The 20,005-nt window shown below is 42.7% G+C and carries 19 protein-coding genes and 1 pseudogene; 7 read left to right on the plus strand and 13 right to left on the minus strand.

Annotated features, from left to right (window positions below):
* Positions 1-65 precede the first annotated feature (65 nt).
* The 4 genes from FZC79_RS04475 to ald form a co-directional block, all read right to left on the minus strand.
* Positions 66-1,385, minus strand: coding sequence for a CBS domain-containing protein (locus FZC79_RS04475; protein WP_148945640.1), 1,320 nt, complete (start codon positions 1,383-1,385; stop codon positions 66-68).
* An 83-nt stretch (positions 1,386-1,468) separates the two neighbouring features.
* The gene (locus tag FZC79_RS04480; protein WP_148945641.1) at positions 1,469-1,714 is read right to left on the minus strand and encodes a hypothetical protein; all 246 of its coding nucleotides are present in this window, start codon (positions 1,712-1,714) and stop codon (positions 1,469-1,471) included.
* A gap of 279 nt (positions 1,715-1,993) precedes the next feature.
* Positions 1,994-2,674 carry a metal-dependent hydrolase gene (locus FZC79_RS04485; protein ID WP_148945642.1) on the minus strand — a complete coding sequence of 227 codons (681 nt, stop codon included), beginning with the start codon at positions 2,672-2,674 and terminating at the stop codon, positions 1,994-1,996.
* 557 nt (positions 2,675-3,231) lie between these two features.
* Entirely contained in the window at positions 3,232-4,350 is a 1,119-nt protein-coding gene (ald, locus tag FZC79_RS04490) for an alanine dehydrogenase (protein ID WP_148937937.1), read from the minus strand.
* A gap of 713 nt (positions 4,351-5,063) precedes the next feature.
* On the opposite strand from ald, the gene FZC79_RS04495 reads away from it, so the two are divergent.
* Positions 5,064-6,398 carry a purine-cytosine permease family protein gene (locus tag FZC79_RS04495; RefSeq protein ID WP_148945643.1) on the plus strand — a complete coding sequence of 445 codons (1,335 nt, stop codon included), beginning with the start codon at positions 5,064-5,066 and terminating at the stop codon, positions 6,396-6,398.
* Between the two features lie 131 nt (positions 6,399-6,529).
* Positions 6,530-6,700: pseudogene (locus tag FZC79_RS23960) on the plus strand (stage II sporulation protein P); the annotation flags it as partial.
* Between the two features lie 51 nt (positions 6,701-6,751).
* Here the strand turns inward: FZC79_RS23960 and FZC79_RS22965 are convergent.
* A complete protein-coding gene (locus FZC79_RS22965; protein ID WP_187442643.1) occupies positions 6,752-6,910 on the minus strand; it encodes a hypothetical protein in 159 nt (52 codons plus the stop codon).
* A 108-nt stretch (positions 6,911-7,018) separates the two neighbouring features.
* Between FZC79_RS22965 and FZC79_RS04505 the strand changes: the two genes are divergently transcribed.
* Positions 7,019-7,465, plus strand: a complete 447-nt coding sequence (locus FZC79_RS04505; protein WP_148945645.1) for a universal stress protein — start codon at positions 7,019-7,021, stop codon at positions 7,463-7,465.
* 427 nt (positions 7,466-7,892) lie between these two features.
* Here FZC79_RS04505 and FZC79_RS04510 read toward each other — a convergent pair whose 3' ends face one another.
* The 6 genes from FZC79_RS04510 to FZC79_RS04535 all read right to left on the minus strand — a co-directional run bounded on the left by FZC79_RS04510 (position 7,893) and on the right by FZC79_RS04535 (position 13,919).
* Positions 7,893-8,732, minus strand: coding sequence for an EcsC family protein (locus tag FZC79_RS04510; protein WP_148945646.1), 840 nt, complete (start codon positions 8,730-8,732; stop codon positions 7,893-7,895).
* Positions 8,733-9,079: 347 nt separating this feature from the next.
* Complete coding sequence (locus FZC79_RS04515; protein ID WP_148945647.1) at positions 9,080-10,267, minus strand: acetate kinase; 1,188 nt, start codon at positions 10,265-10,267, stop codon at positions 9,080-9,082.
* Between the two features lie 314 nt (positions 10,268-10,581).
* The gene (locus FZC79_RS04520; protein ID WP_148945648.1) at positions 10,582-11,568 is read right to left on the minus strand and encodes a class I SAM-dependent methyltransferase; all 987 of its coding nucleotides are present in this window, start codon (positions 11,566-11,568) and stop codon (positions 10,582-10,584) included.
* A gap of 323 nt (positions 11,569-11,891) precedes the next feature.
* Complete coding sequence (gene tpx, locus FZC79_RS04525) at positions 11,892-12,392, minus strand: thiol peroxidase (protein ID WP_148945649.1); 501 nt, start codon at positions 12,390-12,392, stop codon at positions 11,892-11,894.
* Between the two features lie 232 nt (positions 12,393-12,624).
* Complete coding sequence (gene ytfJ, locus FZC79_RS04530; protein ID WP_148945650.1) at positions 12,625-13,110, minus strand: GerW family sporulation protein; 486 nt, start codon at positions 13,108-13,110, stop codon at positions 12,625-12,627.
* 101 nt (positions 13,111-13,211) lie between these two features.
* The gene (locus FZC79_RS04535) at positions 13,212-13,919 is read right to left on the minus strand and encodes a DUF2953 domain-containing protein (RefSeq protein WP_252183243.1); all 708 of its coding nucleotides are present in this window, start codon (positions 13,917-13,919) and stop codon (positions 13,212-13,214) included.
* A 158-nt stretch (positions 13,920-14,077) separates the two neighbouring features.
* On the opposite strand from FZC79_RS04535, the gene FZC79_RS04540 reads away from it, so the two are divergent.
* Both FZC79_RS04540 and FZC79_RS04545 read left to right on the plus strand, forming a co-directional pair.
* Positions 14,078-14,863: an SRPBCC domain-containing protein gene (locus FZC79_RS04540; protein ID WP_148945652.1), complete on the plus strand. Its 786-nt coding sequence runs from the start codon at positions 14,078-14,080 to the stop codon at positions 14,861-14,863.
* A gap of 37 nt (positions 14,864-14,900) precedes the next feature.
* On the plus strand, positions 14,901-15,338 hold the full coding sequence (locus FZC79_RS04545) for an SRPBCC family protein (protein WP_148945653.1): 438 nt from the start codon (positions 14,901-14,903) through the stop codon (positions 15,336-15,338).
* A gap of 151 nt (positions 15,339-15,489) precedes the next feature.
* On the opposite strand, the gene FZC79_RS04550 is transcribed toward FZC79_RS04545, so the two are convergent.
* Both FZC79_RS04550 and sppA read right to left on the minus strand, forming a co-directional pair.
* On the minus strand, positions 15,490-16,002 hold the full coding sequence (locus FZC79_RS04550) for an RDD family protein (protein ID WP_148945654.1): 513 nt from the start codon (positions 16,000-16,002) through the stop codon (positions 15,490-15,492).
* 20 nt (positions 16,003-16,022) lie between these two features.
* Positions 16,023-17,033, minus strand: a complete 1,011-nt coding sequence (sppA, locus tag FZC79_RS04555; RefSeq protein ID WP_148945655.1) for a signal peptide peptidase SppA — start codon at positions 17,031-17,033, stop codon at positions 16,023-16,025.
* 209 nt (positions 17,034-17,242) lie between these two features.
* Between sppA and FZC79_RS04560 the strand changes: the two genes are divergently transcribed.
* Positions 17,243-18,043: an NAD kinase gene (locus FZC79_RS04560; RefSeq protein WP_148945656.1), complete on the plus strand. Its 801-nt coding sequence runs from the start codon at positions 17,243-17,245 to the stop codon at positions 18,041-18,043.
* Positions 18,044-19,271: 1,228 nt separating this feature from the next.
* A complete protein-coding gene (locus tag FZC79_RS04565) occupies positions 19,272-19,997 on the plus strand; it encodes a hypothetical protein (protein WP_148945657.1) in 726 nt (241 codons plus the stop codon).
* Positions 19,998-20,005 lie beyond the last annotated feature (8 nt).

The raw sequence follows: 20,005 nt of genomic DNA on the forward strand, positions 1-20,005 counted from the left end.
ACCGCCTTTTTTCTCTTGAGAACATTTGCCTGCCGGGCCTGTTCAAGGCGCTTTCGCTCTTGTAATTAATGTTTATCTATCAGCTGACAGATCATCATGGCTTTTCCTACTAAAACCGTTTCATGGTAGACTTCCACGTCGACTTTTCCGAACTTACGCCCTACATCAAGTACTTTTGGTCGGATGTCTATCACACTTTCCATTTGAATGGGCCTGATGAAATACACGGTCATATTTTCAACAACCAGATCCCCTTTTTTGTAGTACTTTAACGCCCTGTTGGCTGCTTCTGTCACTAGGGTTGTAAATACGCCATAGGACATGGTTCCAAGTCCGTTGGTCATTTGCGGTGTGACTGGGAATTGGTAGCTTGCCTCAGCGGAATCCTTCGTATCGGAAGTTGTCATATTGCTCGTAATGTTGTCATCAATTGTTTCCCCGACCTGCGGCTGGCGCTGGATCATTTGCATTGCTTTTAAAACATCCTGGCGGCTGATGATTCCCTGCAGCCTGTTTTGGTCGTCAACCACCGGAAGGACTTCGATGCCTTCCCAGATCATCATGTGGGCTGCAGAAGCCACGCTGGTATTTGCTCTGACGGTTATAGGCTTTTTCGTCATGACCTTCTCAATGGCAACACTCTTCTCCTGGCCCATCACGTCTTTGGATGTCGCCATACCCAGCACCTTCCTGTTCCGGTCAATGACAGGAAAACGGCTGTGGAAGGTGGATTGATTTTTTTCATACCAATCTTCCAAAGTATCACCAACTTGTAAAAAAGCCGTCTGATCTTCTGCAGTCAAAATATCTTCCACCAATACGATATCCTTCTTGATCAGCTGGTCATAAATCGCACGGTTAATCATAGCAGCAACAGTAAAAGTATCATAACTCGTCGAAATAACAGGCAATTCAAGCTCATCTGCAAGTCGTTTGACACTTTCCTCAGTATCAAATCCTCCTGTGATCAACACAGCGGCGCCAGCTTTCAAGGCAAGCTCATGCGCCTTTGTCCGGTTACCGACAATCAGCAGGTTCCCAGCTTCTGTGTAACGCATCATAGCCTCAAGCTTCATCGCACCAATGACGAATTTATTGAGCATCTTATGAAGCCCAGTTCTCCCGCCAAGAACTTGTCCATCAATAATGTTCACCACTTCTGCAAAAGTCAGCTTTTCAATGTTCTCTTTTTTCTTTCTTTCAATCCGGATGGTCCCGACTCTTTCAATAGTACTTACATATCCTTTTGTCTCAGCATCCTTGATCGCCCTGTATGCCGTACCTTCACTGACACTTAAGGCCTTGGCGATCTGTCTCACGGATATTTTTTCTCCAATGGGGAGTGTATCAATATACTCGATTATTTGCTCATGTTTAGTTGCCAAGCTTTTCACCCTTCTTATAGTGCCTGAAATAGTATCTTAATTATAAAGTGAAAAGCTTGGTGTTTCAATTTTCTCCTGAATGTTCAGCCAAAAGAACGAACCTTTCTGACCTCTTTCTTCTTTTTCAATTGCTTTCCTTGCTGCTTCACTGTCCGCGGGGCAAAGAGCATTCCCGATAAATTACCTGCTATTACAATGGCTGCAAAAGCGAGCCAGCTGATGGCGAACCAACCTGACAACCCTTCTGCAAATACATTTAATCGGGGAACGGCATAATAGAGCATCATCCCGGCCAGCAACAAACAAATCAAATAACGCTGCTTTTTCATATACTTCCTCCTTTTACTAGCATGTTTAATATGTATGCGGGACAATCCCTTCTCATTATTTTTTCTTTGTGGAGGTATCACTTTAAGCCATGGCAGGTTCCCTCTTTTGTGCCTGTCTCAATCCCTCTTTTTGAGCCTGGCTCAGATTCCACCTTTTGAGCCTGGCTCAGATCTGCCTTTTCGAACCTGGCTCAGAATTTCCTTTTTGAGCCTGGCTCAGATACACCAAAATACAAAAAAAACACTGACCCGTTAAAGGATCAGCGTTCTTCCTAATAATTATAGCTCAATGGCATCCCCAGCAGTCATGACTTTTCCTTCTTGTCCTTTCAACATGGAAACAAATTTTTCAGGATCCTGTTTGATTGGCGGGAATGTGTTGTAATGAATCGGAACAACTGTTTTAGCGTTTATAAATTCTGCTGCCAGAACGGCATCATCCGGTCCCATTGTGAAGTTGTCTCCGATTGGAAGGAAGGCAAGATCAATGGTGTTTCGCATACCTATCAGCTTCATATCGGAGAAAAGGGCCGTATCTCCAGCATGGTAGATTGTTTTCCCTTCTGCCGTAAGCAGGATTCCAGCCGGCATTCCTGTATAAATGATCTGTTTGTCTTCTGTTTCATAGGAAGATCCGTGAAATGCCTGCGTCAGCTTCACTCTTCCGAATTCGAAGTCATACCCTCCCCCGATATGCAGCGGATGGGTATTCACTCCCTGCCAGCCTATGTATGTAGCCAGTTCAAACGGAGCCACTACAAGGGCGTCATTTTTCTTCGCCAGCTCGACTGTGTCGCCGACGTGGTCATTATGACCGTGGGTAAGCAGAATGACATCAGGCTTTTCATTTTCCACTTTCAAGTCAGTGAGTTCGTTACCGCTGATAAACGGATCGATCAGAATCGTATGATTTTCTGTGACTACTTTAACAACTGAATGTCCATGATAAGAAATTTTCATTTAATAGCCCTCCTGTAAAATAGTTTGCTGTGCTGCCAGTGGATTCTGCCAGATAAATAGTCATCTGATTTTCTGTCTGGCCAAATCTCCATTAAGCATAGCTTCTACAATACTTAGTTCTTGATTGACAGCCCATATCCTTCTTCCACCCTCCCTTCTTTTTTACCCTGTATTCTCATCTTTTAAAAGTAAATGAAATAGAGGGAAAAACTCCCCTTAATTAATGGATAGTACTGAAAAACAGCTTAAATAGAGGGTGAATTTCCCCTTATTTGATTTAAAAGACTAAAAAATAGATAATTCAACCTTGAATAAGGGGAAATTCTCCCCTTATTCACCAGCAAAATGTGCTCATAGCATTAGTTAACGGTAAAATCTCCCCTTATTTTCTCCTGGTTACTCCGCCCGCAAAATTGAACCGCCGCTCCCGCTTTTATGAAAAAGCTGATGATCACCGGCCGCCACATAGGTGTGCACTGAAGCGAAAACCATCTTTTTTTGCGAAAAATACCGAAAAAAAAGACTGTCCCATTTTCACGGGACAGCCTTCGTATTCATTAAATTTGATCAAGCAGTGTTTTTGTATCAGAATAGTCAAGGTCATGAGCTTCTGCTACTGCTTTGTAGGTTACATATCCGTTCAATGTGTTGATTCCTTTTAGCAATGGTTCATTGCCAAGGCACGCTTCTTTGTAACCTTTGTTTGCAATTTGGATCGCGTAAGGAACCGTCACATTTGTAAGTGCGATTGTTGATGTACGAGGAACGGCACCAGGCATGTTCGCTACTGCATAATGAACTACTCCGTGCTTCACGTAAGTCGGATCATCATGAGTCGTGATGCGGTCCGTTGTTTCAAAAATTCCTCCCTGGTCGATGGCGATATCCACCACAACAGAACCAGGCATCATGGATTTGATCATGTCTTCTGTTACAAGCTTCGGTGCTTTTGCCCCAGGGATCAACACAGCTCCGATAACAAGGTCAGATTCAGCTACAGCTTTTTCGATATTCAGCGGATTGGACATCAATGTCTGGACATCGCTTCCGAAAATGTCGTCCAGCTGGCGCAGACGTTCAGGACTTAAATCGAGGATGGTTACTTGCGCACCAAGACCTACAGCCATTTTGGCAGCATTAGTTCCTGCTACACCGCCTCCGATAATTGTTACACGGCTTCGCATTACTCCTGGAACTCCTGATAGAAGGATTCCTTTGCCGCCATGAATTTTTTCAAGGAACTGGGCTCCGATTTGTGTAGCCATTCTTCCTGCGACTTCACTCATAGGCGTCAATAATGGCAGCGTGCGGTTCGCTTCAACTGTTTCGTAAGCAATCCCGACTACTTTATTGTCAATTAGTGCTTTCGTTAATTCAGGCTCTGGAGCCAGATGTAAATATGTAAATAGGATTAATCCTTCACGGAAATACGAATATTCGCTTGGCAGCGGTTCTTTTACCTTCATGACCATGTCCATGGACCATGCTTCAGATGCGCTTCCAACAATGTGACCTCCAGCGGCTTTATATTGTTCATCAGTAAAACCAGAGCCGAGGCCCGCCCCGGATTCAATATACACTTCATGGCCGAACTGGGTAAGGTTTACCACTCCTGCCGGTGTCATTGCCACTCGGTTTTCATTGTTTTTTATTTCAGTTGGTACTCCGATACGCATTAAAAAAACCTCCTCATTTCAAATCCATATGTAAAACTTCTTAACTAATATAACACTATCATTCTTAAATTGCACAACAATTTTATAGGAAATGTAAGCATTTACATTTAGACAGAAAAGCCTGAATTTTCCCTATCTATATACGGGTAATTCGTTCATGAAAAAACCTCTTGATAACAAGCCGCCGACTGTCTTCAGGATACTCATCTTTCTTTAAAAATGGCTGTTTCCTTATAGATTGTGGCTTTTTTAAACAAAATGGATTTCCGCTCCATGCGGACGACTCCGCGGGGCGGGCGGTGAGCCTCCTCAGCTTCGCCTGCGGGGTCTCACCTGTCCCGCTAGTCCCGCAGGAGATCGTACGCCTTCCGCTTCAATCCTACTAAGTAAAGGGGGATAAAGGTAAAAGCACATTCAAAATCAGCAATTAGTTAGCAAACAACCTTTAGAATAGACTGTATTCGCATTTGATTGCTTTCTGCAGTCTAACTGGTTAGCCGCTCATTTCTTTTGGCTGTCAGAATAGAATTACGTTTTCTTACGTAATTAATATAAAATAGCAACAAAGTATACGAAAAGACCTTTTAAAATTAAACGACTTACCACTGCAGTTCCTTCATGCAATTTAAGTTATTAAACTTCAAGTCTTCACTTTTGCTCCGCTTCCTTTACAATAGAATAGAATTACTTCGAAGATAGAAGGAGTCCTCCAGATGAAAAAACCGATGATTGAAAGACTAGGATTAGAATCTGTCCCACAGCATTTAAAAACCACCACTTGGTTTGAATATTTCATCATTCAGCTTGCTTTCTCTGTTAATGCGGGGAACTTTCTGGTTCCTGCATTAGCTGTAATGGAAGGCGGGTTGTCCATGATATGGGCCATAGTCAGTACGCTACTTGGAGGGAGCATCGCGTTTTTGTTTGTCTCTCTCCTTTCTCTGCCAGGCGCAAGATACGGCCTGCCTGCCCAGTATGTCATTCGGTCCATGATTGGCACAAAGCTTTCAAGGCTGGTTGCATCCCCTGTCCGGTCCCTCACTTCCTTGTATTGGTTCAGTGTTCAGACAATTGGCGGTACTTTGGTGGTCTTGTCACTTGTAAAAAAAGCGACTGGGCTCGATCTTCCTCTGGTTCCGATTGCCATCTCACTCGCATTGATCATGACGATTCTGGCTTTAATTGGATTTGAAGCAGTCAAGAAGGCGACGAAGATGTTTATGCCTTTCCTTTTGATCGGACAGGCAGCCATACTGGTCATCTTCATTACCACTGCAGCAGAAGGAATAGGAAGCAATGTCCTAGTTGCAGGAGGAGGTTTCTCCTTTGGCCCGTTTGTGTTCTTTGCCAGCCTGGCCTTTGTTCAATATGTATCCGGAGTAAGTGCTTCTTCAGATATAACACGATATGCTAAATCAGGAAAACAAGGGTTCTGGGGACTGTTCTCCGGTAATGTGTTCGGATTTTTCATGACAGCACTGCTGGGAACCTTCAGTGCCGCGCTATTTCAAAACTCCAATCCCTTTGTTGCCGCAACAGAACAAACCGGGTCGACTCTGCTGACCATCCTGATTGGAATCTGCGCTATGGTCTCAATGATATCGATCAATCTCAGTAATGCATACACGGGTGGCTACAGTCTGCTTAACGCCGTCCCTTCACTGGGAAGAGTGAGAAGCGCACTAGCTTTCGGTGCAGCCGGAATCGTACTGAGCTGTTTTCCAGCACTTGTCGATAATGCGAAAGACTACATTTCCCTGCTCGGCGCGTTCGTCATTCCCCTCTCAGCAGTCATTGCGGCTGACTATCTGTATATCAAGAAAGCGAGGATAGCCGAGGAAGACCTCATAAAGATTGCTTCTGGTGCCTTTCAATACAATGTCAAAGCAGTCTATACACTGGCTGCTGCGCTGGTGATTTACTTCTTGATTCCAGAAGAATGGTCGCCTGGGTTTATCAGCTTTTTGCTTACTTTTATGATGTATAGCTTTGTTTCGCATCAGTCTAATAAGAATACCGTGGAAGGCCAAAGCCGTCATGCTCTGTAAGCATGGCGGTTTTTTACCACTTTAGATTAAGAAGGAGAACATAATGGGAAGATTGCTTTTTTTGTTGCTTCCAATATAGATAATATTGATGAAGCGGTAAAATTTACTGAAGCAGTGTTCCCGGGCTTTCCAGGGGAGTATTTATTAAAAATATTGGTTCAAAGCAATCCACCTACAACCAGGACCTGTTTAATCGCTCATTGTCCATAAATATCGGCGGCGCAGAAAACACTCTTGAAGAGGAGTACAGAACGGCAGATATCCTGGCGGAGGTACTTGCTGAGATCCATTCAGAGAACTAGAAGTGCAGTGAAAATGCTGTCCAGAGTATCTATCGGGACAGCATTTTCTCATTACTTCTTCTCTTCATCTTGAAGGCTGCTTGAACTAAGAGGTCCCGCCTCGCCATCATGAAGACCCGATTCATAGGAATCCATGATTTGAGCAGACGTTTGCTCTGCCGCTCTCTCATCATAAAAACTTTGCTGTGTTACTCTGTTCTTTTTATCCATGGTTTAATGTCCTCCTTAAACGGAAAAATAACTACTAATAGCTTTTGAAATTTTGTAACAGTTATTATAGGAAATATATAGTAAAATGAAGTTAAGGAGGGATGAGCCATGACTTTGAAGTATAAAAACATACTTGTAGCAGTTGATGGATCTAAAGAAGCTGAATGGGCATTTACAAAATCAATCGATATTGCTTTACGTAATGAAGCGAAACTCTCGATCCTGCATGTAATTGATGCGAGATCCTTTGCAACGGTGGAATCCTATGAACAGTCAGTAGGTGACCGAGCTGACCAGTATGCAAAAGAATTGATGGAATCATATAAAGAGCAAGCTCACCAAGCAGGTGTTACCAATGTCGATACCCTGATTGAATATGGATCCCCTAAAGTCATCATTCCAAAAGATGGAGCGGAAAAAGTCAGTGCGGACCTGATTGTCTGCGGAGCCACTGGGCTGAGTGCCATGGAGAGATTCCTGATAGGAAGCGTCTCTGAGCATATTACCCGCTCAGCGAAATGTGATGTTTTAGTAGTCAGGACTGACGATCAGTAATATTAAAATGCTGAAGAGGCCGTTTTGGAAATGACAGCCAATGTTCCAAAGAGAAAAAAAGGCAGTCTTCCCTCTTATTTGTTACCCGAGGGGCTGTATTTAAAACCGCTAACCAGTTCCAATCCACTATTTTAACTTTCTTGTCTTTTCACAAAAGGCCCTTTTCTTAAAGATCTTGCTTATGGATACTTTATTATCCTCCTCTCCATTTTTCGTAAGAGGATTGGAACGGAAGACGTACGACCTCCTGCGGGACTAGCGGGACAGGTGAGACCCCACAGGCGAAGCCGAGGAGGCTCAACGCCCGCCCCGCGGAGTCGTGCGCCTGGAGTGGAAATCCATTGCTATTAAAAAAGCCACATTTTTTGTGAAAACACCCTAACCAAAAGACCAACCTGCAGCCGGTTGGTCTTTTTTTACTTACAACTTATCCATCACTGCGCTTTCTTGATAAGTAACGATATTGATAATACTTCTCTGCAAAATCATTCAATTTTCTAGTGTATTGATAATTGACTCCTGCCCCTACCGCCATGCTGATCAGCGGGATCCCAGACAGGCGCTTCTTCCTGAACATTGTAATGACCGTCCCCTTGAGCATATGCTTTAAAGGACCTTCCATCCAGGTATAATCTGTAAGCTTCTCAGTACCATTGTAAAAATAATCATTTTCTTTCCGTTCAAGATCTTCCATTAATTCTTCCCAGGCTGCAGCCCTCAATCTGGCAGGAAGGGTGGCTGCATGGAAAACCTTCAATGAAGTCATCATCTCAAAAGGTGTTTGAACATCGAAACCGTACGAAATCGCAATCAGCTGCACAGAACGCAAATTGATTACGGCCATTGCCGGCAAATCCGCCCCAATTGCGGCCGCACCTCCAGTACCAGTCAGTCCGCCCTGTATAAACGAATAAAATTGGTGCCTGCCAGAATGCTGCATGGCTATATAATGAAGCTGATCGATCGTTAAAAAATGCAAATCCTGAATAGTCTCGACCTCCTGGTTGAAGGCACGGGCCGTTTTCAAAATGCGTTCACGGGCATCATTCTGAAGCTGAGAACCCTGCAGCAAAGAATGCAAATGAAATAACCACCCATCAAGCTTTTGAAAAAACTGCTCCTGCACATCGACTGGAAGCGTGGAAAATGCACCATCAAGCCACTTCACATATGTATTCTCAAGATCATTTGCCTCATAATCATAAAGGGAATCCTGCCACAGCCGAATCTCCTCCAGCACGTTTTCCTCTCTTTGGGACAATTCCATCGACCTCAACTCCTTATCAAGACATGATCTCCTTTAATATACCATACTGGCTGGATTACTCCTACATGGATTAGGAATTGTTTCAGAATACATTGATTTTTCACTCATGCTTTATCGGCAAAGTTCTGACAGAACCGATTTTCTTCTTTCTGAATTCCATCCTGCCTGTACGCCCTTCTGACGACATCGATTCTCTAATCACCAGATTCTTTGCTGTCCGAACATCTTCTATTAGCACACAACACAAAAAGAGGACAAAACCATAAGCGGTCTCGTCCTCAATTTTCATAAAATTATTCTGGCTCTTAGTCTAAGCACCTGCTAGAGGAGCCTTCATTAAGTTAGAATCAAACAGTCAAACGCTGAACATCACGGGCGATCATAACTTCTTCGTTCGTCGGGATGATCATGACTTTAACAGGAGAATGAGGGTAGTTGATGAACGTCTCTTCTCCTCTTACTTTGTTTCTTGCCGGATCCCAGTAGATGCCCATGAATTCAAGGCCTTTTAAGACTTTTTCGCGGACGATCTGGCTGTTTTCACCGATGCCGGCAGTGAAGATGATGGCATCGACACCGTACATGCGGGATGCGTAAGAACCGATGTATTTATGGATGCGGTTTGCGAATACTTCCAATGCCAATTCAGCACGTTCGTTTCCTTCTGCCGCCTGTCCTTCGATGTCACGCAGGTCACTGGAAAGACCGGACACTCCAAGCATACCTGACTTTTTATTCAGTACATCCAGTACCTCATCTGCTGTCTTGCCTGTTTTCTCCATGATAAACGGAATAAGGGCAGGGTCAATATTACCTGACCGAGTTCCCATTGCAACACCTGCAAGAGGTGTGAAGCCCATGGAAGTATCGATTGATTTTCCGCCTTCGATTGCAGCGATACTCGCACCGTTTCCTAAGTGGCAGGAGATCAGTCTCAGCTGCTCTTTTGGACGGCCAAGCATCTCTGCTGCACGCTCAGAAACATATTTATGGGAAGTTCCGTGGAAGCCATATTTACGGATTCCGAAATCCTCATAGTAGTCATATGGCAGGCTGTAAAGGAATGAGCTTTCCGGCATCGTTTGGTGGAAAGCTGTATCGAAAACAGCTACTGCAGGAACATTTGGCAGTACACTTTGGAAAGACTTGATTCCAGTGATATTGGCCGGGTTATGAAGCGGAGCAAGTTCAGAAAGCTCCTCGATTTTTTCAATTACTTCGTCTGTAATTATAACTGAATCATTGAACACTTCGCCGCCATGGACCACACGATGGCCGATCCCTTCGATTTCATCCAGGGATTCAATGATGCCTGCAGAAGTCAATTTGTCCAGAAGCATTTTAACGGCTACTTCATGATTCGGAATATCCGTTACTTCTTCCTGTTTTTCTCCGTTCACTGAAATGCTGAATACAGAGTCGTTCAATCCGATTCGTTCAATTAGACCTTTAGTAATAACCTCTTCTTGAGGCATTTCGAAAAGCTGGAACTTTAAAGAAGAGCTGCCAGCATTGATTGCGATCATTTTTGCCATTTATTTTCCGCTCCTTTTGTCTTGTCAATCTGGTGTTGGTGCGTTCTATCATAGTTTGTTCATTTCATGACTTTATATCTCTCAATTTTTCATTTAATCACTGCTTGTTTGCCTTTTCAAGGGTAAGCTTCCCAGGTAATCGTTTACATGCCGAAATAAATATTTTCAGAAAATAGTTTTAAGCCGGAAAGCTTTGCAAGTGCTTAAGCAATGATGCTCTGTTTCTTTCCAATATGGTACATTCTGATTGCCAGTTCCATAAAAAAAGGCAAAGTCCAATAACCATTGCGACTTTACCTAGTTTTTGCTTTCCCTTATTTATTTTCTTTAAACCATTGATCCATCTTCGCCAGCATATTTTCCATCGCTTTTGGATTAGAAAGAGACGGCATATTCGCCATCAGTACTTCTTTCGGCGGTTTTACATCCTCTTTCTTCTTTTGAAGAATCAGAATGCTTTTGGCAGAATGCTCATTTTTGAAAAGAGACATCGGCAATTGCAGCAAACCCTGGATGTACACATGCTTTTTAAAATAACCGTGCAGTTTTTTGGCTTCTTCCGACTCGAATAAGTGATTCGGCACCAGGAAGAACAAGTAGCCCCCAGGCTTCGTATGCTTGACGCTCTGCTCGATAAAAAGGTGATGAGAGTAAGCATGTCCTTTATCACTTTTCAATTCATAGTCGGCAGCCCTTAAATCGTTAGGATAGTAGCCGACTGGCAGGTCACTGATGACAAGATCCACCGGGTCAATGAAGAGCGGTTCGAGTGAATCCTGGTTGAACAATTCCAAAGGATGCTTCTGCAGGTTCGCTCCAATGTAGGCCAGCTTTACTAAAAGGTCATCGACGTCTACTCCGACAGATGAGACTTTCTTATCTGCAAGCCCATTAAGAACGGTTGTCAGCAGGTTTCCTGTCCCAATGGCCGGGTCCAGAAGACGCAGATCTCCGCTTCCTTTAGTGAATTTTCCCGTTAAGTAGCTGAGGAACATTCCAATCGCATCAGGAGTCATTTGGTGATTAGGCTGGGAGCTTTCCTTCATGCCCTTAAGGATCGCAAGCTGCATCGCTTTGCGTATCTGCTCTTTTTCCATACTTTCAAGACCGGCATCGCTGTATTTCTTTTGAAGTCTTTTCTTGGTCAGTTCGGTCAGCTCATCTTGCAGGATATCTCCATGAAAAAGATTTTCCCCGCTTTCTGCAATGGCTTCCAGATATGTACACGATAATTCCTCTTGCAGTATTAACGCTGTATCATCTAATACATTAAATAAATTTTCTATTGGAGAAACCGTCATGTGTCTCTGTCTCCTTTACTATTGATTCTTTCTCTATTTTACCTTTGTCTGCACGAGTGTCAAAGAAGGGCACTTGTTATTCAGAGAGGAATGGCCGATTATAACCCGATAACCAACTTGATAAGGGTGATGGTTTGGGTGAGCCTGGCTCATTTTCCACCTTTTGAGCCTGGCTCAACTCCCACCTTCTGAGCCTGGCTCATTTTCCGCCTTCTGAGCCTGGCTCAATTTCTACAATCAGTTTCTTTCCTCTAACCAAAAAACAGCCCTGAAGGATTGCTCCAGAGCCGGTCTTTTCATCCAATATCACCAAATAAGATTGATTACTGAGCGTTTTTCACCGCTACGATTGCTGCATCGTAATCAGGATGGTTTGTTGCCTCACTCACGTATTCAGCATGAGTCACTTTATCATTGCTGTCGACCACAAATACGGCACGGGCAAGCAGGCGCATTTCCTTGATATGAACACCGTATGCTTCACCAAAAGACATGTCACGATGATCAGATAAGGTTTGTACATTTTCGATACCGTTCGCCCCACACCAGCGTCTTTGAGCAAATGGCAGGTCAGCGGAAACCGTCAAAACTTCTACATTTTCAAGTGTTCCTGCTTCCTCGTTAAATTTACGAGTCTGTGCATCGCATACTCCCGTGTCTATAGATGGCACCACACTGATTAAACGAACTTTTCCCTTTGTATCATTAAGAGATACTTCTGAGAGATCGTTAGCTAGAACTGTGAAATCCGGTGCAGCATCCCCTGGTTTTACTTCATTTCCTAAAAGTGTTACAGGATTATTTTTAAATGTAATTGAAGCCATATTGAAATACCTCCTTCGTTATGTATGAATCTCTTTAATCGTACCCAACCGATTCAAGAGAAATCAACTAATATGATTGTGTTTGTCTATTATACAGCGATTTCCCTGCTGATAACTATAATATGTAATCCGGCAGCCTGCCTATGTGTATGGGTAGCTGTAAACAATAATGAGGACTGATCATATATCCTTCAAAGCCGGAACCTGATCAGTCCTTTTTCATGCTATTAAATTAGAAGTCAAACGATTGATTCTGGCCATTATTTTGATTTTGGTTCTGGTTCTGGTTCTGCTGTCCCTGTCCATTGTCCTGATTATTTTTCTTCATCATTCCCTGAATCTTTTCCATGACACCAGGTGCGAGGTCGAGAATTTTTTCAAGCAGATGAGTATTTTCATCAAGGTGAAGCATTTTGATTCCTTTTGAACCCACGATCAAGAATGCAATTGGTGTGATGGAGACCCCGCCACCGCTACCGCCGCCAAACGGCTGCTCCTTCTTGGCTTGCTTGCCGTCCTGGCCTTCTTTATCTCCCTTGCCGTTGATAATGAACTCGCTTCCTCCTGCGGCAAAACCGAAACCGACTTTCGAAACGGTTAAGATTACACTTCCATCAGGGGTTTCAACCGGGTCTCCGATAATCGTATTAACATCGATCATTTCTTTAAGATTTTCCATTGCTGTAGTCATAAGTCCTTCGATTGGATGATCAGACATAAGATTACCTCCTAAATGTTATGTACAGACTCTTTACCGCTTTAAAGCAGCACAAGGGACAGTCCCTATTAGCGCGGCAGTGCAGCAAAGCGTTTGTCTTGTTAGACTGATTGATTTTTTTCTGAAACTACGGACAGCGGCTTGGTTTGGAACTTCGGTTTTCCGCCTTTCCAAAACTTGATCAATTTGATTCCTGCTAATATAGCATGCCCGACCCGAAAAGTTATGATACATGAAAATTCCGTCTGAATGAGCGCTTTTTGAAATGAAGGAATGACGGCAAGCTGCGGTTTGGATTGAAGCTGCATATAGTTGCTCATCACGCCAATCACCCCTCCCTTCGCCCCCCACATCAGCCCAGTCATCGTCCCGGTTGATGCAGCATCTCCTGTGCCGAAGACAGTCTGCCATTTCACATTGTCGACTTTAACTTTTTTCATAAAACTTCTGACAATCCGGTGAAGCCCGGCTACATGCTGAAGGAGTTCCCGGAAATCCTTAATGGATGACAGCATCTCTTCAGGGGTTTCCTTTTTGACTTTGTCTTTTTCCTTCCCTTTTCCTTCACTGCCTTTTTCCGTTTTTTCCTCAAAGACAATGTTGGGTCCATCATCATCCAGCTTGACCATCGGGACTTCGATTTTGTATTTAATCAGGCCGAACCAGGCCCTGAATCTTATGATGAAATGGTCGTTGTCATTTCCATGATAAAGTGAAACTGTAATCGTCAGCTTGGTAATCAGGATGATGATGAATAAAAATAAAATAAGAGCTAGAACTACAATCAGTGTGATGATCCATCCATTCACTTTTTTCACAACCTTTCAATTAGTAAGTATTAGCTACTTTCTTCCAAAATAAACCTTCTGAGTTTGCAGGAACTTTGGAAAAGGCTGATTGCTTTTTACCGTTATTCATGTTACCTTTTAGTCACATACTAATTTTTTCTATTAGAGAGGATCTTTTCATGGAAGACCATTTGTCCCCATTATTCAAGGCATTATCTCATCCAATAAGAAGACGGATTCTTGATATTTTGAAAGATGCACCCTCGACAACTGGCGAACTCAATGATCAGTTTCCTGAAGTCTCTCGATATGCCATCATGAAGCATTTGACCGCACTAGAGGAAGGAAACTTGATTCTTTCAAGAAGAAAGGGCAAATACAGAGTAAATTTCTTAAATGCTGTTCCCCTTCAGGAGATGCATAATCGCTGGGTGGGAAAATATATGGAGCGGGCTGCATCCTCACTTCTTAATGTAAAAACAGCTGCAGAAGATACAGGAGGAGACAAGACAATGAAACCTGCCGGACAAAACAAAGTTTTTCAAATTGAGCAAGAAACACTTATTAACGCCCCTCGCAATCAAGTCTTTAAAGCTTTAACGGAAAAAGTAGAAAGCTGGTGGGAATTCCGTATAGCACCTGAAGGAAAACCATCAACACTTTCCTTGGATCCAGTCCCGGGCGGGCAGTTTCTAGAAAAATGGGAAGGCCAAGGAGGAGCCGTCTGGGGAAATGTATATTACGTAAATGCCCCTGAAGAGATCAGAATCCAAGGGCACCTCGGGATGCAGGGAGCTGTCAATAGTGCCTATACCTATCGTTTAACCGAAGAAGATGGTACAACCTCACTTCAGCTTTCCCATACAGCATCCGGACTAATTGAAGAAGAATGGGAAGACAGCCACAGAAAAGGCTGGGAATACCTTCTGGGAACGCTGCTGAAAAATTTTATCGAAGAACAATGATAATCTCTGTAAAATTGAGTGTGATGGAGGAACAAACATGATAAACGTTGTGACAGAAACCATGATCGAAGCACCAATATCCAAAGTAGCAGCCTACGCATCTGATCCTGAAAATGCACCTCAGTGGTACAGCAACATATCAAGTGCTGAATGGGTGACACCGAAACCTCTTCAACTCGGTTCTCAAATTGCTTTCAAGGCTGAATTTCTCGGACGCCAGCTTGCTTACACTTATGAGATAGTAGAACTTATTCCTGAAGAAAAGCTGGTCATGAAGACAGCACAGGGGCCCTTTCCAATGGAAACGACCTATAGCTGGAGAGCAATAAATGAGAGGCAGACTATGATGAGTCTTCAAAATAAAGGAGAGCCTTCCGGTTTCTCAAAGTTGTTTGCTCCCTTTATGGCACCTATGATGAAAAAGGAAAACAAGAAAGACCTCGCGAAAATCAAGTTAATTTTAGAGGGCATTTAACTATAAAGGCATTTTCCGTACTGCTAATATCCGAAATTAATTAAAGCCATTATTAAAAGAAGCAGCCGTCACAGCGGCTGCTTCTTCCTTTTTCCTGTTATTCATCGGGCATCCGCCATGTCTCCGAAACTGCGGAGTGTAAATCCCATCTTTAGGCACTTACCGGTTTAAACAACGCTGCCCGTTTTTCCCGAATCACGGTAGTATCCGCAAACAAATCATGAATTCCCTGCTTCTTGTTCGTAAAGGCCACAACGATATATAAAACAAAGAAACTTGCAGAGATGAATCTCCCAATCAATTCCCTGAAGAGAATCGTGCTCCATTGCAGAGGTTTTCCATCCAATTCAATGACCTTCAAGCCAAACGCCATCTTTCCAAGCGTCTGTCCGAAATACCTGGTCATCAGTACAAAGTAGCCGTAAAAGATGATTGCACTAAAGATAGAAATCGGCGCAAACATATCATCCTTCACGAGGGACAAATCCATTGCCCGGAATATTGGATAGACAATCAGTCTTCCTATACTTGAAATCACGATCAAATCCAGGAGATAGGCCCAAAATCTCATCCAGAAACCACCGAGTTCAACTATTCCCAGATCGGACTCTTTCTTTTCCTGCACGGTTGCTGCAAATTCATCCTGATTTTCAAACTCACTCATGAACGGCACCTCCTCTTAAGTTATTCCGCATAGAGATACATCAGGCGCGGGGAATTTGGCTGAGAAAGAATTTTCATTAATGCCGCTGCCTGGATATCTCCTCCAGCCAGCCTTTGGGCACCCATATTTAATAAAGAACCAAACCCGCCATCACTCGTATACTCGATTACCTGGGCATTTTTAAGTTCAAGGTCTTTCTTCATTTCCTGAATGACATCTTCCACATATCCAAATCCATCAATCAAATTGTTTTCTTTTGCCTGAATTCCATCATACACTCGTCCGTCCGCAATTTGTCTTACCTGTTCTTCAGACATTCCGCGACCTTCAGCGATGACATCGACAAATCCTTCATAGGAATTATTGACCATGGACTGCAGGATTTCCCGCTCTTCTTCCGTCATTTCTCTCGTCGGGCTCATGATATCTTTGTGAGGACCACTTTTGATTGTGACAAAATCAACTCCGTATTTTTCAGCCAGCTCAGAGTAGTTGACACTTTGCATGATAACACCCAGTGATCCTGTGAGCGTTTCTCTGCTGGCAAAAATTTTCTCTGCCGGTGCAGAAATATAGTAACCGCCTGAGGCAGCCATGGATCCCATTGAAACATAGATTGGTTTCTCGTATTCTTCTTGTATCTCGACAAGCTGTTCATGGATTTGGGCACTTTCCACAACGCCCCCGCCAGGAGTATTCACTTTCAGGATGACCCCTTTGATGCTGTCATCTTCCTGAACTGTTTTCAGCTGCTCCATGAAAATTTCATGATTATATCCGGGGCTTTCAAAGATGGAAGCTGCCGTATTAACATCCTGGATGACACCATCCACTTCTAATACAGCAATTCGTTTACTGCTGCTTCCGTCTTCAATAACCTCTTCAATGAAAGGATTTTCCGTACCGGCAAACATTTCTTCAAAAGCTGCGCTAAAGTCATTTGACGCTGCAGAACTCGCAAAATTGACTAAAACGGAAAATAAAAATAATCCGGCAGCTATTCCTAGAGCCGTCCAACGTTTTCCACTCATATGTAGTTCCTCCTTTTTTCTCTTCATGATGCATACGTACATCGCTATCATAAAGTTTCACTATCATGATAAAATAATCATAAGAATCCGCCTCATAGAAATTCACCAAGAGAGCAGCACTTTGCATATAATCACTATTCTAGCAAAATCTATCGTGATTGGAAAAATTTCGTCCGAAATGGATGACTAATTTTTGAGGAGGCAATAACATGAATGAAAGACGCAACCTATACTTTTACACGCTAAAAGACGAAGAAACACTCCAAAAAGTAGAAGAGTTATCTCAACTTGCCCAGAAGCACGGCTTTACTATTGTTAAAAATGCCAATGATGCCAACATCGTTGTCAGTGTCGGAGGAGACGGAGCATTCCTTCAGGCCGTCCGCAACACAGGATTCCGCCAGGATTGCTTATATGCAGGAATCTCAACAACCGGAAGCTTAAGTATGTATTGTGACTTCCATATAGATGATACGGAAAAGATGATCAAGGCAATGACAGAGGAGCAAATCGAAGTCCGCCGTTACCCGACAATCGATGTATCGGTCGATGATGAAGCAACTTTCAAATGCCTGAATGAATTCAGCATCAGGTCTGGCATCATCAAGACCTTCGTAATCGAAGTACATATTGATGACCTGCACTTCGAAACCTTCCGCGGAGACGGAATGGTTATCGCCACTCCGACAGGAAGCACTGCTTATAACAAATCAGTGAATGGAGCGGTCGTCGATCCGATGCTGCCCTGCCTGCAAGTAAGCGAACTGGCGTCATTGAACAATAACCGCTACCGCACACTCGGGTCTTCTTTCATCCTCAGTGGGAACCGCAAGCTGAAACTTGAAATTGTCCAAGACGGCAATGACTATCCTTCTATGGGAATGGATAATGAAGCACTGGGAATCCAGCACGTCAAACAAGTCGAAATTACCTTAAGCGAAGAAAAAATTAAAACCGTTAAACTTAAAGATAACTCCTTCTGGGAAAAAGTGAAGAGAACGTTTTTATAATAGGCTCTTTAGTAGACTTTGTTGCTAAATAATATTAATTCCCCTTCTCCGAAATTATCCTGGTAAGCTAGAAAGAAAAGCTGCTCTTTCCGTTTTAAGAGAAAGAACTAGTGATTCGGGGATATTCGAAACAGACTTACCAAAAGGAAGAATGGGGTTTAATATGTCAAGACGAAAAAATGCTCAGCTTATAATGAGGGCACTGAAAATATAAAGAATTTTAGAATCTAATTCTCTCTAACAAAGAAAAAGTCAACCTTGCTTCCTTAAATCGAAGGAAAGGTTGACTTTTTTTTGAAAGCATTGAGTGTGCTGCTCTTTGTTTTTATAGTACTTTTTTCGAATATTTTCCTAGCGCTGGAAAGGGACTTTCACAACTTGTTGATTGTAAAGTATTGATTCAAGGATTTGGAATATGATAAGTGGTACCTATCAGCCAGTTTCAGTACTTTGGCTAGTCATTTAGAGGGAAAATTTCCCCTTAAATACTAAAAAGCATGTGATATTAGCTTAAATAGAGGGAAAAATTCCCCTTATTTGGCTTATATGATGAAAAAGCAGGTGCTGTTTCTTCGTATAAGGGGAAAAACTCCCTCTATTCACTCCAAAATGAGCTTAGAAATTGAAAATAACGGGAAAATCTCCCCTTATTTTTACGGCTGGATCCTTAATTAAGGAAATGACATGCCGTTCTTGCTTAAAGCCCACTCCACCGGGGGGCACCCCTAGTGGAAAGGTGCATCTTAAACATATATCAACACTCTTTTATAATACTTGAAGCGAAAAAGGCAGGATCGTTCTTTCAGGGGAACGGTTCTGCCTTTTTAAGTTTTTGTTGGACTTTATCAATAGCCTCTTTAAAGACTTAGCATTTTTTCGTGAATTTTTTTCTAAGGTTCTGCAGTGTACAAATGACTGTATTCTTTCCAAACCTCAGCAACCCTGATTGGGAGCCGGTTCTTTACAGAGCATCATCTTATCCATATAACCCTAAACTTCCATCCTGGCCCCGCCATTAAGTCATCATCTCCAAAACGTCAAACCAACATCCCCTGACATAACCATTTTTACTTAAATCTTCGTCAAAACCTGTTTGTTCAGCTTTATAAGTATATTTTTTAAAATAGCCCCTTCTTTTTTTCCAGTTGAAAAATTCCACCAGCTGTTTTATAATGTGTATATAGACATACACACTTATACACTTGAAAATGGAAAGGAGTTTTCAAACATGGATACGATACGTAAAGCGCTCTGGCTGGCAAGGCTTGAAATGATTGTTTCAAGAAAGCACTACCTTAACCTGGTTTTGATTACAGGTATTTACACATTTTTCTTTCAACTGACAATGCCGGCTTATCTGGAAGAAAACATCTTTGTATTTGATGTCTTTCTAATTATTTACCTTATGACGATCACCTTTTCGACCAAGCCAAAAGGCTTTCAATATCAGAAGATGAATGACGAGTTGTATGCCTCTCCTTATGCAGTGATGCTCAACCAGCTGCCAATCAGGCGCAATGTTCTTGTTTTAAGCCGTTTTATCTTACCTTACTTTGCTATTTTTGCAAGCATCCCAACGGCCTTGACAGCAACATATATTTTTTCTCCTGAACTGCAGGATGCGATTGGTCCGCTTCAGTTGATTTCTCTGATAGTCATCTGGTTGTGTTTCAGTTTTTCCTTAGGCGGCATTTTCCCTGCCAGTGAACCTGGTGATGAGATTAAACGGTTTACATTTGTCTGGTCATTCGCTAGCATAATCATATTTTTCGTGTCGCTGTATCTGATTTTTCAGGTATGGCTGGATACCGGCTTTTTCAAGTGGACGATCTATTTGGCAAATGAATATACCATTCTTTCAATAATTGTCTCAATTCTTACAGCGAGTGTTGTGACCTGGTACTGGTACCATCATGCTCTGAAACAAATCCAAAAAATTGATTACTTACAATAAAGGAGGGC

It is taken from the genome of Rossellomorea vietnamensis (assembly GCF_008180615.1).
In the GTDB taxonomy this organism is placed as follows: domain Bacteria; phylum Bacillota; class Bacilli; order Bacillales; family Bacillaceae_B; genus Rossellomorea; species Rossellomorea vietnamensis_D.